The following is a 15,644-nucleotide window of genomic DNA, read 5'->3' as shown; positions in this document are numbered from 1 at the left end:
CCCCTTCAATCACTTTAATCTAAATTTCTCACTTCAAATGGTAAAAGCGTTTGTTCAATCTGTTTTCTATGTTGTTCATATTGTTCCGGTAACTTTAATTCCTCACCCATCGTCTCTAACGATTCATCATGAGCGAAACCAGGAGGATCTGTTGCAATTTCAAATAAGATTTCACCATGTTCTCTAAAATAAATCGCGTTAAAATAATTTCGATCTTGTACAGGAGTTACGTGATATCCAAAACGCGACACATGCTCTTTCCAGTCTAGCTGATCAGCATCGTCACTCGCTCTCCAGGCAATATGATGAACTGTGCCAACGCCCATTTGGCCACGACCGATTGTTGATAATTTCAAATCAATAATATTTCCAATGTCAGCAGAAGAACGGAATCGAACAAATTCACCCTCTTCTCCAATTTTCTCAAGACCCATAATATGTTCTAACAATTCAGCTGTTTTTTGAGGCTGTGTAGATAAAAGAACAGCACCTCCAAACCCTTTAATTGCTACTTCTGGTGTAACTTCTCCAAAACTCCAATTATTTAATTCGCCTTTTTCTCTTTCAACTAATTCTATATGCAAACCATGCGGATCATCAAATTCTAAATACTGCTCTCCAAAACGAGTCATTTTTGTATACGAAACATCGAACTTTTCTAATCTATTTTCCCAAAACTCCATTGCACCTTTTGGTACAACGTAAGACGTAATTCCTACTTGACCATCTCCAATAATACCTTGACGAGCACCTGCCCATGGGAAAAACGTAATAATTGTTCCAGGCTTTCCTCCTTCATTTCCAAAATAAAGATGGTACGTACCTGGATCATCAAAATTCACTGTTTGTTTCACTAAACGTAACCCCAATACACCAGCATAAAAATCTACATTTTCTTGTGGATGCCCTACAATGGCTGTAATATGATGGATTCCCATTGTTTTCTTTTCCATTTCTTCCACTCCTTTTTTATTTCATTATAAAAATTCTTTTACATTTAAATTCATTATTAATTTTGTCCATGCTACAAAGTAAAATCCGTCATTATAATTTTATCTCGAATTCGAGATATTAATTACAAAATTACGTATCGGTGTCTAATCTATTGAATTATCTTGAATTCAAGATAATTCGTAAAAAATATTTGTTCGATTTATAACCATAATAAATTTTTATTATGAACATTCTTTATCTCGAACTTAAGATTTATTATAAGTTACTTATTTTTTATTGTCAATAAGTCCTTACTTTCATTTTACATGTAAAAAGAGTAAACGCTATTCACCGTTTACTCTTTTTGCAAATCATTTCTTTTCTTCTTCCAGTACTGCTTCCATCTCATTAAATTCACGATGAACTGCCTTAACGGGTTCTTTCGTTAATAAACTTACAACGATAACAGTTAATAAACTACAGAAGAATCCAGGTACCATTTCATACATAATTGCTTTTAAACTTGGAATTTGTACCCATGCTATAACAACTACTGCACCAACAATCATCCCTGCAAGAACACCCCATTTGTTTGTCCTTTTCCAATATAAACTTAATAAAATGGCTGGTCCGAATGCTGAACCAAATCCAGCCCAAGCATAACCGACAAGTGTTAAAATTGTATCACTTGGATGATACGCTAAAACAACTGCGATCATAGCTACTACTAATACTGATAATCTACCGATAAATACAAGTTCTTTGTCACTTGCGTTACGACGGAAAAATGTTTTATAAAAGTCTTCCGTTACTGCACTTGAAATAACAAGTAATTGTGAGGAAATACTACTCATAATCGAAGCCAAAATAGCTGATAATAAAAATCCTGTAATATACGGATGGAATAAAATATTTGAGAATGTTACAAAGACCATTTCTGGGTCTTGTAATGTCGTATTATTTTTAGCATAATAGGCGATACCAATTAGACCAGTAAGCATTGCACCTATAATTGAAATCGTCATCCAACCGATACCGATTCTACGAGAAGTTTTTAAATCTTTAATAGAGGTAATTGCCATAAAGCGGACAATAATATGTGGTTGACCAAAATATCCAAGGCCCCATGCTAAAAATGAAATAATACCAAGTATTGTGGTTCCTTTAAACATATCTAAATGCGATGCATCGACTTGCTTAATGGTATTAAATGTTTCTGTTATACCACCGACATCCGTAAAGGCAACAATTGGCACTAGTACAAGCGCAATAAACATAATACAACCTTGCACAAAGTCCGTCCAACTTACGGCTAGAAAGCCACCAAATAGTGTATACGCAACAACGACACCGACAGTTACAAATAAACCAATTTTATAATCAAGGTTAAAAGAATTTTCAAACAAACGTCCACCCGAAACTAAACCAGCCGACGCATAAAATGTGAAAAATACTAAAATGACGACAGCGGAGACAAAACGAAGTATTTTCGTACGATCTTTAAACCGATTCTCTAAAAAGTCTGGAATCGTAATTGAATCATTTGCCACTTCTGTATACGTTCGTAAACGCGGGGCAATGATTAAATAGTTTGCATACGCACCTATTAATAAACCTATCGCAATCCATACACTTGATAATCCTGTTGCATACATCGCACCAGGTAATCCCATTAACATCCAACCACTCATGTCAGAAGCACCAGCTGATAAAGCTGTAACTGCTGGACCGAGTCCCCTCCCGCCTAACATATAATCTGATAAATCGGATGTCTTCTTATAAGACCAATAACCGATATACAACATACCTGCCATATAAATAGCAAGCGAAACCATAATCTCAATCTTCACCGAATCTCTCCCTTAGTTACATAAGCCATTCAAAATTTCGAAAAATGACTTTTTCTATTTTCTTGTTTTCGCTTATGGTTCCCTACCTTACCAAACATTTTTTGTTCTTTCAAGTGAACAAGCCCTTTTCACTACATGTGAAAACCTCTATAAACGCCTTTATCCCAGTGGATTACCCGGGTTTTAAAATAAATTAAAGTAAAAATATTCAGGAAATAAAACGTCATTTTTTCATACCTTGTTTTCATTCTTTTATCAGAAAAATTTTTTAAAGAAAAAAGCCATACGAATGTATGACTTTTAATCTATTAAACATAGCTTATTTTCTATTTACTAGTAGGAAACAATTGTGAAAGAGGAACGATCCGTCCCACCTCATCTTTAAACACAATATGCTCTCTCGTGAAATGGCGCGGACTCTTTACCCCCGCTGCTGCTGCAAGTGAGAATAAACTGTACCTCATACTAACAACATAATTCATTACGCGCCATTTCTTCTCATACGGATCTAGCGCTTTTTGATAATGCGGATTTGTCGTCGCAACTCCAGATGGACATTGCCCCGAATTACATTGAAGCGCCATAATACAGCCACTTGCCATCATAAATCCGCGTGCTGAATTTACGGCATCTGCTCCAATTGCTAAAGCAATCGCCACCTTATCTGGTGTAATTAATTTCCCTGAGGCAAACACCTTGAATTTGTCCCGAACACCATAATGATTCGCTGTATCAATACAAGTTAGTAACGCTGGAATAAGCGGCATCCCCATACTATCTGCCATCGATTTATACGTTGCTCCTGATCCACCTTCTGAACCATCAATTGTAATGAAATCTGGATAGATGTTTAACTCTTGCATCGTTTTGAATAAGTCTTCTAGCGGCTTTTGCTGTCCTATTACAATTTTCATACCGACTGGTTTACCGCCGTTTTCTTGCAAACGCTGAATAAAATAAAGTGTATCTGCTGCATTATTTAAAAATGAAAATCGATTCGGTGAATTAATTGTCTTGCCTTCTCGTACATTCCGGACAAAAGCAATCTTTGCATTTACTTTTTGTCCTTCTAGATGACCACCACGTATTTTCGCACCTTGCCCAAATTTCAATTCGAATGCTCTAATATTACTTTCTTTCGCTTTCTCCATGAATTTTCCCATTGAAAAATTACCGTCTTCATCACGGTATCCAAATAACCCTGGACCAATTTGCGCAACGATATTCGCTCCTGTATGTAAATGTTCTGGAATAACGCCACCTTCACCCGTATTAATCCACGATCCGCCTGCCATTTTTGCTCCAAAACCACTCGCTAAAATATAATTTTCTCCAATCGCACCGTAAGAAGTCGCAGATGCACCAAACATGCCATGTAGCTTCCACGGATATTTACGGTTCTCACCGACTATAATTGCATCATCTTCTTCGTACAGCCAAAGATTCGTTGTATCCGCTGTTAATTTTTCTCTTCTTGAAAATAACCCTTCTTTATGAATCACGTACTTTTTACCTTCCCGCTCTTGCGTGAGATTCACACTTAATTCCTCAGTTAATATCGGAAATAATGTATTAGCAATATAATATCCAGAAGCTTCAAAATCTCGTTTTGATCCAAAACCAAGTATTTCAGAGCGATATTTCGCTAAAAACATAACACTTTGAAAATCATAACGTGAGAAAGGCTTTCCATCCGTATCATGATCAAACCAATATTGTCGAAATTCAGGCCCTATCTTTTCCAGTAAGTAGCGCATTCTTCCTAAGTATGGATGTAATTTTAAAATAGAATGGTGTGTTCGTTTTTTTATAAAAAATGTAATGATAAAAAAGACGATTAAAAGCAACATTAAAAATAGTAATATACTAATAATAACGAGTAGCGTTTCACTCATCCCGCTTCCCCCTATGAAATTCCATAATAAAAGGAGAACACTCGATGTGCTCTCCTTTTATCTTTATTCATACTAACGTAGCAAGATGCTCTTTCACGTCATATTCAACTAAACTTTCAGCGTGTTTAATTCGATGAACAAAGTCTGGATTAGCAATTAACGGTCTTCCGAATGCCGCTACATCAATCGTTCCTTCTTGCAACGCTTCTTCGGCCTCTTTCGGATTTAAATTACCAACCCCAACAATCGTACCATCCCAATATTTTCTTACTAGTTGATGAAAATTCTTTCCATCAGCAATCTCTTGCGTATAATTCATCGTTGAAGGATGGATCATCGTTAACCCAACCTCTTTAAACATATTTATGAACGTTTCAATTGCAAACTCAGGATCTTCCCACATATAAGTAGGATTATCACCTTTGAAAGCAGAGAAACGAAGAAGTGTTTTATTAGCTCCAACAGCTTCTATTACAGCCGCCGTTACTTCTTTCATAAACGTTAACCTTTGTTTTAAATCACCGCCATATTTATCTGTTCGCTTATTCGCAAACTCATACGTAAATTGATCGATTAAATATCCGTGTGCACCGTGAATTTCTACTCCATCAAATCCAGCTTCGATCGCATTTTTCGCAGCTTGTGCGTATTGACCGATCACTTCTTGTATTTCTTCTAACGTCATTGCTGCTGGCGTATCAAACGGTTTACGAAAGCGTGGAACATTTCCCTCTGCAGCGATAGCCGATGGTGCTTGTGGCATTTGACCACCAATTATTTCATGATGACTCATACGCCCAACATGCCATATTTGAGCAATAATCGTCCCGCCTTCTTTATGTACTGCCTCTGTAACAGGTTTCCAAGAATCGATTTGTTCTTTTGTATAAATACCTGGTACTCCTGGGTTTCCTTTTGCTCTCGGACTAATGACAATTCCTTCTGTAATAATTAGTCCAATTCCATCCGCAGCACGTTTTCTGTAGTACTCCACTACATCAGCACCAACTACTCCAGTCTCATTATCTGCAAAGCATCTTGTCATCGGCGCCATCACTATACGATTACGAAGAGACCAAGCTCCAACTTGAATTGGATCAAACAACTTTGTTTCTTCAACGTTTTCAAAAAATCCCCCAGCATTTACATTTGTTCCTTCATAAATACTCGCTGCTTTATTACTTGAACTTGTCATTTTTCTTCCCCCCTAAAAAATCTTACTATAATCGCATCATACTTACTTTTAGATAGTAACGTCAATTTTTACGAATTTACAATAAAAAATTCGAATATCCAAAAAATAAAATGCTGTAAATAATATTAAAAAGGTTTCCTTAGGAGGAAACCTTTTTTGTTGACCATATATGGCTGTCAATTCGTTTATCTCTTTAGTAAAAAACACCTTATCAATAGAAGTGAAAATGGTTCAGTATTCTTCTAAAAATAATAACTTATATACCTAAAACAATGAAAGCCCTACCTCTCTTTCATCCTTACGGCTCCTCGTCCGTGCCAGTGTGAATCAGGATTGCAAAAATCAAGTAACTATTTTATCGAAGTATTCAATTAAACTTCGAACATTCATAAATGAAATTAAAAAATAAAAATGGATTTGATTGTAGTAATAACAATAGAGGTAATGCTCTAAAAGTGGTTTGAAAGAGTTGAATGTCTTTGAAATGATAAATTTTCTATAATTATGTTCCCAAAAAATTCAAGATCTTTTTTGGGATATAATACATTATTTGTAATGAACCTTAACAAAAGCTTTTTATCTGATTTTCTGTGATACCTTCAATTAATCCCAGTTCACTAATCAAAAATTCATATGCGTTATCTAACATCTTCTTTTCGCTTGCATTAAGTGCTTTTTCTTTCTGTATACGCATTAAATCACGCACAACTTCAGCACCTTCTTGCATTTTACCCGTCTTTATTTTATCAGTGTTCAATTTATACCTTTGTTTCCACGTAAGTAATCTATCTGATTCCCCATGTTGAAAAATATCCATTATGTGTGCTAATGCGGTTATATCCGTAACTGGTCGTATATTCGAATTCAATATTCTCCCTGTTGGAATCATTAGTTCCATATTACTAGCCGACATTTTTATAACATAATACTGTTGTTTTTCTCCTGAGATTTCCTTCTCTTCTATGGCTTTAATTATACCTGCTCCCTGCATTGGATAAACAATGTTATCGCCAATTTGAAACAAATAATCCACCTCCATATATGGTAACCTTATCAAGTTTAACACACTTTTAGTTTTTTGGCAAAATTTTTATTTTATCATAAAATCATTTTACGCGTCAACACTTCAGAAGCAAGAAATTAAATTTACACAATACACTATAAAAATCGCAATTCCATTAACGGTTCCACACACATTCATTCTCCTTTAACACAAAAACACATCACTACATTTCAGTAGTAATGTGTTTTTGATAAGGCATAAATAAATATCTACTTTTCCGTCTATATACTAACCTGCTTACTAACCGTTTCCCTCGCTAAAAGAAAACTCATAATCACTTGCGCTGCTACTCTACTCGTCATATCTCTGAAATCAAGAGTTGGATCAATCTCTACTATATCCATCCCTTGAACGAGCGGTTCTTTACCAAGGAATTCAATCGCATCTAGTAAAGTCGTACTATCCATTCCACCAGGCCCAATTGCTGGACAACCTGGTGCAAACGCTTGGTCTAGCACATCCATATCAAGAGAAATATAAATAGAAGTCACACCTTGATTTCTTAATACTTCAATACTTTCCGTGATAATATCTTTTATTTCTCGCTCTCGTACGTCTTTCATTGTATACACTGTTACACCATGCTCTATTGCATATTCATGGTACGCACGTGCATTAGAAAAATTACGAATTCCAATTTGAACAAGTTGTTTCCCTGCAATGACATCATTTTCTAGTAAACTACGGAATGGTGTACCATTTGACGGGCCTCCATCATCTAAATTACGTAAATCATGATGAGCATCAAATTGAATAATTCCGACCTTTCCTTTACTGTTTGCAAAACCTGTTATACTCGGAAAACTAATCGAGTGATCACCGCCAAGAACGATTGGTATCATGTTCGGGTTTACTTTCGTTACATGCCCAACTGTTTTCGCAATTCGTTTATGACTTTCTTTTATATCCGTCACATGCATCGTAATATCGCCGCAATCATATAAGACACTTTCTTTCATATCGTGTTCTTCTGTAATTGCATATGTGCTATATGCATCTAACATCGCACGAATTGTCTTTGGAGCAAAACTTGCTCCTGAATGACTAATAGATGGTTTAGAAAGGGGTGCTCCAATTAAGGCAGCACCGAATATTTCTACGCCTTCCTCCCAATCTTTAATCATCTCACTCCATTTTGTCACTTCACGATCAATAAACTTTGCATTTTTCTTTAAATAGTGGCCGTGCTCCACGATTGTTCACCTCTTGTATATGCAATATTACCATTCTTCCATACTGTATTCACATGACTTACGCCGTAATGATACGGTACGTAAGCATAATTGTAAGCATCCCATAAAACTAAATCTGCCTTACGACCAACTCTAATTTTCCCAGCTACATCACCGCGGTTAATGGCATATGATGAGTTAACTGTTACGGCATTCCAAACTTCTTCTGGTGTCATTTTCAGTTTTAGCATCGCAATGCTCATAATAAGCTGAATATTTTCAGTTGGACAGCTACCTGGGTTAAAGTCTGTAGCTAACGCAACTGCAACACCTTCATCAATCATTTTACGACCGCGAGCAAAACTTTCTTTATTTAAATAGAAAGTTGTTCCTGGTAATAAAGTGGCTACTGTACTCGAGTTTGCAAGCATTTCAATTCCTTTATCAGAAGCGCCAACTAAATGGTCTGCTGATGCTGCACCGATTTCTGCCGCTGCTTCCGCACCACCAAGAGGGTCGATTTCATCTGCATGAATTTTCACATCAAAGCCAAGCTCTTTCGCTTTTAATAAAAACTCTTTTGACTCTTCGACAGAGAACACACCTGTTTCACAGAAAATATCAACGAACTCCGCTAATTGCTTCTCTTTCATTTCTGGTAGTAGGTCTAACATCCATTGTAAAAATTCTTTCGATTTACCTTTATACTCTTTCGGAACTGCATGAGCACCTAAAAATGTTGAAACTAAATCGATCGGATGCTCTTTTTGTAATTGTGCTGTTGCCTCTAATTGTTTCCATTCCGTCTCATCATCTAATCCGTAACCACTCTTCGCTTCTACAGTAGTAACTCCGAAAGATAGCATACGGTCTAAATGGAATTTCGCTTTTTGAACAAGTTCTTCTTTCGACGCCTGTTTCGTTGCATTTACAGTTGAAAGAATACCGCCGCCTTTTTCCAAAATTTCTAAGTACGGAACTCCTTGTAATTTTAGTGCGATTTCATTTTCACGAGATCCACCAAATACAAGATGAGTATGCGGATCAACAAGACCAGGAGAAACCATTTTCCCGCCGCAATCAATAACTTCTTTCGCCTGAAGTCCTTTCGCTTCTTCCACTGTTCCAACGAAAGTGATTACACCATTTTCAATTCCAACCGCACCGTTTTCGATAACAGGAAGCGTGTTCATCGCTTCCCGTCTTAACAAGCCATCTTCTTGATCCATTGTTAGTAATTGACCGATATTTATTAGTAAAGTGTCCAGCATGTTTTCTCCTCCTTATTTCATCATTGGAATGTTAACGCCTTTTTCTTTCGCAGTTTCCACTGCCAAGTCATATCCTGCATCCACGTGACGAACAACACCCATACCAGGGTCAGAAGTTAATACACGCTCAATACGCTTTGCTGCTGCTTCTGTTCCATCTGCAACGATAACCATTCCAGCGTGAAGTGAATATCCCATACCAACGCCGCCACCGTGGTGAACAGACACCCAGCTTGCACCGTTTACACTATTAATTAATGCATTTAAAATTGGCCAATCTGCTACTGCATCACTACCGTCTTTCATCGCTTCTGTTTCACGGTTTGGAGATGCTACTGATCCACAATCTAAATGGTCACGACCGATAACGATTGGTGCTGATAATTCACCATTTGCAACCATTTCATTAATGATGCGACCAAATTTCGCACGCTCACCGTAACCTAACCAACAAATACGTGATGGAAGTCCTTGGAACTCAACTTGCTCACGAGCCATACGAATCCAGTTACATAAATGTTCATTATCAGCGAACTCACGTAAAATTACTTCGTCTGTTTTATAAATATCTTCTGGATCACCAGAAAGTGCCACCCAGCGGAATGGTCCTTTTCCTTCACAGAATAATGGACGAATAAATGCAGGAACGAATCCTGGGAAATCGAAAGCATTTTTCAAACCTTCATCGAAAGCAACTTGGCGAATATTATTTCCATAATCAAATGTAATTGCGCCTTTTTCTTGCATCGCAAGCATTGCTTCCACATGTTTTGTCATACTTTCTTTTGATAATTGTACGTAACGTTCTGGATTTTCTTCACGAAGTTTCGCTGCTTCTTCTAACGTGTAACCTACTGGAATATAACCGTTTAATGGATCATGAGCAGATGTTTGATCCGTAACTAAATCTGGCGTAATATTACGCTTCACTAGTTCTGGTAAAATCTCTGCCGCATTTCCTAACAAGCCAATTGAAATTGGTTCTTTCTTCTCTTTATACTCGTTCGCAACAGTTAATGCTTCTTCTAATGATTCTGTGTACATGTCACAATATCTCTTTTCAATACGACGATCGATACTACGCTTATCTACATCAATAGCAATGACAACACCGCCATTCATCGTTACAGCAAGAGGTTGTGCACCACCCATACCACCTAAGCCAGCAGTAAGTGTTAATGTACCTTTTAATGAACCATCGAAATGTTGACGAGCCGCTTCACCAAATGTTTCATATGTTCCTTGTAGAATCCCTTGCGTTCCAATGTAAATCCAGCTACCAGCTGTCATTTGTCCGTACATCATAAGACCTTTTTTCTCTAGTTCTCGGAAGTGATCCCAGTTTGCCCATTTCGGTACTAAGTTTGAGTTCGCTAACAGAACGCGAGGTGCATCTTCATGTGATTTAAAAATGGCAACTGGTTTTCCTGATTGAACAAGTAACGTTTCATCACTTTCTAACGTTTTTAATGAATCTACAATCGCCTGATAGCTTTCCCAGTTACGAGCTGCACGGCCAATTCCGCCATATACAACTAATTCTTCTGGTTTTTCAGCAACTTCAGGATCTAAATTGTTCATTAACATACGAAGTGCAGCTTCTTGCACCCATCCTTTCGTTTGTAACTCTGTACCTCTTGGCGCGCGAATTGTTTGTTGTACTTTTTCCATTTCAATCTCTCCCTTTTCTCATTTTATAGTGCTGCGTTTACATCTAATCTTTCTTTTATCGAATAATTCGTTTTTAACCAATGCGCAATATTTTCAATATCTGTTGAGAATATACGGTCATTTTTAATAGATGGCACCTGCTGACGACCTTGGTGGTAGAAGCTCTTCGTCACTGTACTCATGTTTTCAATCCCGCGATATTCTGCTGCTTGCATTGCACAAATCATCTCAATAGAAAGAACACGTCTTGCATTTTGAATAATTTGATGTGCATGGCGTGAAGCAATTGTTCCCATACTTACATGATCTTCTTGGTTAGCAGAAGACGGAATTGAATCTACACTCGCCGGATGTGCTAACGTTTTATTTTCAGAAACAAGCGACGCTGCAGCATATTGCATAATCATTGCACCTGACTGTAGTCCTGGTTCTGGACTTAAAAATGGTGGTAAATCATTTAATTGCGGGTTTACTAAACGCTCAATACGGCGCTCCGAAATATTTGCAAGTTCCGCCATTCCTACTTTTAAGAAGTCCATCGCAAACGCAATCGGTTGACCATGGAAGTTACCACCTGAAATTACTTTTTCTCCGCCATCAAAAATTAGCGGATTATCTGTTGCTGCATTCATTTCAATTTCTAATTTTTCTTTTACATAATTTAAAACTTGCCAAGAAGCACCGTGTACTTGCGGGATACAACGAAGTGAATAGGCATCCTGCACTCGTAATTCTCCTTGTTTTGTTGTTAATTTACTATCGTGAAGGATGTCACGAATTCTGCTCGCTACTTCCACTTGCTCTTTATAACCACGTGCTTTATGAACATTTTCATCAAATGCATCAATAATGCCTTGTAACCCTTCAATTGTCATCGAAGCAATTAGTTCAGCTTGATACGCCGTTGCTTCTGCTTCTATATAAGAAAGAACTCCTTGTGCTGTCATCGCCTGCGTACCATTAATTAACGCAAGACCTTCTTTCGCTTCAAGTTCAATTGGCTCAAGCCCTTCTTCTGTAAGAGCAACCATTGCATGAACGCGTTTCCCTTTATAGAACACTTCACCTTCGCCTAATAATACGAGCGCAAGATGAGATAAAGGTGCTAAATCTCCACTCGCACCAAGTGAGCCTTGTTGCGGAACGACTGGATGAATTTTACGGTTTACAAACTCAAGAAGCATATTTACAACGAGCGGCCTTACGCCTGATACTCCTTTAAGCATCGTGTTCGCTCGTAAAATTAACATTCCGCGTGATACTTCTTCCGGGAATGGATCACCAATACCGCATGCATGTGACTGAATTAAATTATGTTGAAGTGCCTTTACATCATCTTTTTGGATAAGCACATCACTAAACTTTCCAAATCCAGTTGTAATACCGTAAACGACTTTTCCGTCCTCTACAATTTTCTCAACTACTTCGCGGCACTCCGCTACCTTTTGCATACTAGTTGGACAAGCTGTTACACCTTCTCCTTCCATTAATAACTTCTTCATTTCTTCAACTGTCAATGTATGTCCTGTTAACGTAATCATCATTTTTCCTCCTTAAAAAGGCAAAAGGGGACCTTATCTTTTTAAGACAGACTTCTGTCCTAAAAAAGTAAGGCCCCCTTCTAACTAATAGACTATGGGCAAATCATATGTGATTAATTCCTAAACCAATCGCCTCATGCTCAGATCCTTTTACAGGTGCACCAATCGTTCCATATAATGCAACAGCAACCCATTCGCCTTCTTTTTTTCCGTCGTATGGTGTACCGCGCACAATCGCAAAACGAAGTCCTACTGTACGAAGAACGTCTGCTAACTGAATTTGACCTCTCGTCACTCCGTACAAAGCTTCCATAATTGCATGATAAAGTGCATGTGTTTCTCTGTAAACGTCTGTTTCAATAACTTGGTTGCTTTTAGCCGCTGTTTCCATTGCTGCGACAACCTTTTGCGAATTCATCGAACCCACTTTCCCCGTACAATACTTCCAACCTTTTGGAATGGATAATACAGGACTTTCATTCTCATCCGCAAGTGCCAACAGCATGGCCATACGACCAATTCGATGTGTTCCTTGAAGAAGCATGTGACTCTCTCATTTCTTTTGAATTATTTGAATATTACTTAATTTAAGAATATATGAAAACGTTTAAATCGTCAATAGTTTAAAATCATATTCAAACATTTTTTTCATCCCCATAATTTTGTGTACACAAATGATTTACACAAAATTTCCAAGCATGCTATAGTCTCACTAACAGATGCAAAGGGGCGAAATTTCAGTGACAAAACGAAAAGATATTCATTTTCGAATTGAAGAGAAATTACTTAAAAGGTTTGAATCAGCACTCCATTACGAAGGTTTAAAGAAAACAGATATATTAACACATGCAATCCAACAATTTTGCACAAAGGTGGAATGTGACAAAATGAATGATGTAAAACGTCAGTATAACGTTAGCAACCATTTACAAACACGCATCGACACACATACACATTACGAAGAAAAACACGTAGATTTAGATAAGATCTTCATTGAACATTTACAACTTCAAGGGGAAGAAAATATATTAGAGGTTGGGTGCGCTAGTGGAAAATCCCTTTCCCTTTTACAAACAAATGGTCATAAAGGCACATTAACCGGGTTTGATCAATCCGAAGCTATGCTTGCTGAAGCTGCTAAAACAAATAACTTAATAGAATGGAAACGAGGGGATGCTAGTAAACTTCCTTTCGAAACAAATTGTTATGACCTAATAATTGCAAGACATATGTTATACCATGTGAAAGATGTTGAAAAAACAGTTCAAGGCTTTTATAAAGTCATTCGTCCTGGCGGAACACTTTTAGCTACAACAAATTCTAAAGTTTCATTACCTCGTATAGTTGAAATGTGTAACAACATGCTTGACGCATTTGATCTACCGAAAACATCACCAGCAGTCTCTCCATTTTGTTTAGAAAATGGTAAAGTGATAGTAGCATCTGCTTTTCCAACGGTTGAAGAAACAGTTATTCATAATGCGCTCGTTTTTCATCACGCTACCCCAATAGTAAGCTATATTTCCAGCATGTTTCCATCGCTAAATATACCCGATAATATGTATCTTCAAGCCGAGATGAAAGAATGGCTAACAAAAGAAATCAACAAGGAATTATCTCTCCATAACGGTATATGGCGCGATCCAAAAACGTTAGTAATTTATCGGTGTAAAAAAGAAAAAAGCTAGCATTTGCTAGCTTTTACACGTTTTCTCGTAAAAGTTTCTCCATTACTACATTGCCTTTACCACAATAAAAATCTGTATTATGTTCGTCTGCCACTCCAAAATAAGAGGCAATTGCTATTCCAAATGGTACAAATGCATGCCCTTGTGCTGTAATGATATTTGAGTGTTGCACAACTTCTTCATACACGAAATTTTCTACTGGAAAACAATCGAATTTTTGATAATCTATAGTCGCAGTATAAGAAATCCCTTTAAATAACCCTGCTTTTGCTAGTGCATACGGTCCAGCACAAATTGCTGCCACTAATTTTTCTTGTTCATGAAATTGACGAATGATTGAAAAAAGAGGTTTTGCATCTTTCAACTGTACTTCTTCTCCACCTGGAATAAGTATCCCCTCATACTCATCTACACGCACTTCACTTACTTCTATATGCGGCTGCACTTGCAATCCAGTTTCACTTATAACCAATTCTTTAGTTAAGCCCGCTGTAATGATTTCATATTTATTTTTCAGCAATGCCGTCGCTACTGTTATTTCAAACTCTGCAAATGTTGAGTATACAAATAAAAGTATTTTTTTCATAGCCCTCTCTCCTTTAACCAGTTCATAAAATATACCTCTAAATCGTCCACTGTTAATCTATTCGTGTCCACATAATTTACAGGAAATTGTTTATACCAGTCTTTTTCAGTTTCTACTAATTTAAATTGCTCCTCAAACGTACTTCTGTTTCTTGTTCTATCATTATTTTTTCTATCATATACATTCTTTTTCGTAACATCTAAGTAAAAAATTACATCCGAACGGCATGCTCTTAATTTATATAATTCATCTTTCAATTCAGTTTCTATATCCCACTCTTCTCCTATAATCGTTGGATAAAAGAGTGTAAAAAACTCAATGTCTTCTGGTCCGCGATCAAAAATTACGACTGAATCTTTCACATTTTGAAACTCCTTTATTTTTGCTTCCATAAACATTTTTTGATTCATAATAAACCCTACTTTTGAATTCATATCTAAATTCAATTTTTTTCGCTTCTCTACAATTGGATATGGATTTTCATATATAACTCGAAACCCTCTCTTTTCTAACCTTTTTGCTAATGTTGTTTTTCCGCTAGCCATCGGCCCTTGCAGTGAAATTACGTATGCCACACCTCTCATTCCCTTACACTTTAGTACACCTATAATATACAGAATCTTGAAAACTCTCAACATTATATATATCATCTTGTTTCTTATTCATATCTAACTTATAATGAAAAATAGAGATTATGACGGACGCATCAATAATGTAAGCTTGGAAATCCAAGCTTACATTATTTTTTGCTTTCTCTTTTCTAATAAAAAGAGTATACT

General features: G+C 36.9%; 13 protein-coding genes. 1 reads left to right on the top strand and 12 read right to left on the bottom strand.

The genetic code is table 11. The annotated features are described in order from the left end of the window. Positions 1–14: 14 nt before the first annotated feature. The 10 genes from ACTFRY_RS06320 to hutP all read right to left on the bottom strand — a co-directional run bounded on the left by ACTFRY_RS06320 (position 15) and on the right by hutP (position 13,135). Positions 15–953 carry a ring-cleaving dioxygenase gene (locus ACTFRY_RS06320; RefSeq protein ID WP_000412731.1) on the bottom strand — a complete coding sequence of 313 codons (939 nt, stop codon included), beginning with the start codon at positions 951–953 and terminating at the stop codon, positions 15–17. Between the two features lie 351 nt (positions 954–1,304). Then, entirely contained in the window at positions 1,305–2,783 is a 1,479-nt protein-coding gene (putP, locus tag ACTFRY_RS06315; RefSeq protein WP_000687597.1) for a sodium/proline symporter PutP, read from the bottom strand. A 326-nt stretch (positions 2,784–3,109) separates the two neighbouring features. Then, complete coding sequence (locus tag ACTFRY_RS06310) at positions 3,110–4,678, bottom strand: FMN-binding glutamate synthase family protein (RefSeq protein ID WP_000005160.1); 1,569 nt, start codon at positions 4,676–4,678, stop codon at positions 3,110–3,112. A 67-nt stretch (positions 4,679–4,745) separates the two neighbouring features. Continuing rightward, positions 4,746–5,873, bottom strand: a complete 1,128-nt coding sequence (locus ACTFRY_RS06305; RefSeq protein WP_098617168.1) for an alkene reductase — start codon at positions 5,871–5,873, stop codon at positions 4,746–4,748. Positions 5,874–6,435: 562 nt separating this feature from the next. Beyond that, on the bottom strand, positions 6,436–6,897 hold the full coding sequence (locus ACTFRY_RS06300; RefSeq protein WP_000486328.1) for a CarD family transcriptional regulator: 462 nt from the start codon (positions 6,895–6,897) through the stop codon (positions 6,436–6,438). Positions 6,898–7,157: 260 nt separating this feature from the next. After that, the gene (hutG, locus tag ACTFRY_RS06295; RefSeq protein ID WP_000399826.1) at positions 7,158–8,129 is read right to left on the bottom strand and encodes a formimidoylglutamase; all 972 of its coding nucleotides are present in this window, start codon (positions 8,127–8,129) and stop codon (positions 7,158–7,160) included. Beyond that, on the bottom strand, positions 8,108–9,379 hold the full coding sequence (gene hutI, locus ACTFRY_RS06290) for an imidazolonepropionase (protein ID WP_016118465.1): 1,272 nt from the start codon (positions 9,377–9,379) through the stop codon (positions 8,108–8,110). Before hutI ends, hutG begins: the two co-directional genes overlap by 22 nt. Positions 9,380–9,391: 12 nt before the next feature. After that, positions 9,392–11,050, bottom strand: coding sequence for a urocanate hydratase (gene hutU / locus ACTFRY_RS06285; protein WP_000416947.1), 1,659 nt, complete (start codon positions 11,048–11,050; stop codon positions 9,392–9,394). 23 nt (positions 11,051–11,073) lie between these two features. Beyond that, positions 11,074–12,591: a histidine ammonia-lyase gene (gene hutH / locus ACTFRY_RS06280; protein ID WP_000631860.1), complete on the bottom strand. Its 1,518-nt coding sequence runs from the start codon at positions 12,589–12,591 to the stop codon at positions 11,074–11,076. A gap of 103 nt (positions 12,592–12,694) precedes the next feature. Beyond that, the gene (hutP, locus tag ACTFRY_RS06275; RefSeq protein ID WP_000926516.1) at positions 12,695–13,135 is read right to left on the bottom strand and encodes a hut operon transcriptional regulator HutP; all 441 of its coding nucleotides are present in this window, start codon (positions 13,133–13,135) and stop codon (positions 12,695–12,697) included. 196 nt (positions 13,136–13,331) lie between these two features. On the opposite strand from hutP, the gene ACTFRY_RS06270 reads away from it, so the two are divergent. Next, positions 13,332–14,279: a class I SAM-dependent methyltransferase gene (locus ACTFRY_RS06270; RefSeq protein WP_141541511.1), complete on the top strand. Its 948-nt coding sequence runs from the start codon at positions 13,332–13,334 to the stop codon at positions 14,277–14,279. 13 nt (positions 14,280–14,292) lie between these two features. Here the strand turns inward: ACTFRY_RS06270 and ACTFRY_RS06265 are convergent, their stop codons facing one another. After that, complete coding sequence (locus ACTFRY_RS06265; protein WP_044795299.1) at positions 14,293–14,865, bottom strand: DJ-1/PfpI family protein; 573 nt, start codon at positions 14,863–14,865, stop codon at positions 14,293–14,295. Beyond that, complete coding sequence (locus ACTFRY_RS06260) at positions 14,862–15,449, bottom strand: AAA family ATPase (protein WP_044795300.1); 588 nt, start codon at positions 15,447–15,449, stop codon at positions 14,862–14,864. Before ACTFRY_RS06260 ends, ACTFRY_RS06265 begins: the two co-directional genes overlap by 4 nt. Positions 15,450–15,644 lie beyond the last annotated feature (195 nt).

Origin of the sequence: Bacillus cereus group sp. MYBK195-1 (genome assembly GCF_051916605.1) — a bacterium.
GTDB classification, from domain to species: domain Bacteria; phylum Bacillota; class Bacilli; order Bacillales; family Bacillaceae_G; genus Bacillus_A; species Bacillus_A cereus.
Note: the sequence above shows the minus strand (reverse complement) of the source record. Positions and strands in the feature narration are given on the sequence as shown.

What these genes read in the sequence shown, in the direction of transcription:
- hutP (WP_000926516.1), bottom strand. Translation starts at nt 13,135, where the DNA reads ATGCTTCTTCAAGGAACACATCGAATTGGTCGTATGGCCATGCTGTTG.
- ACTFRY_RS06310 (WP_000005160.1), bottom strand. Translation starts at nt 4,678, where the DNA reads ATGAGTGAAACGCTACTCGTTATTATTAGTATATTACTATTTTTAATG.
- hutI (WP_016118465.1), bottom strand. Translation starts at nt 9,379, where the DNA reads ATGCTGGACACTTTACTAATAAATATCGGTCAATTACTAACAATGGAT.
- hutU (WP_000416947.1), bottom strand. Translation starts at nt 11,050, where the DNA reads ATGGAAAAAGTACAACAAACAATTCGCGCGCCAAGAGGTACAGAGTTA.
- ACTFRY_RS06305 (WP_098617168.1), bottom strand. Translation starts at nt 5,873, where the DNA reads ATGACAAGTTCAAGTAATAAAGCAGCGAGTATTTATGAAGGAACAAAT.
- ACTFRY_RS06320 (WP_000412731.1), bottom strand. Translation starts at nt 953, where the DNA reads ATGGAAAAGAAAACAATGGGAATCCATCATATTACAGCCATTGTAGGG.
- hutH (WP_000631860.1), bottom strand. Translation starts at nt 12,591, where the DNA reads ATGATTACGTTAACAGGACATACATTGACAGTTGAAGAAATGAAGAAG.
- ACTFRY_RS06265 (WP_044795299.1), bottom strand. Translation starts at nt 14,865, where the DNA reads ATGAAAAAAATACTTTTATTTGTATACTCAACATTTGCAGAGTTTGAA.
- ACTFRY_RS06260 (WP_044795300.1), bottom strand. Translation starts at nt 15,449, where the DNA reads ATGAGAGGTGTGGCATACGTAATTTCACTGCAAGGGCCGATGGCTAGC.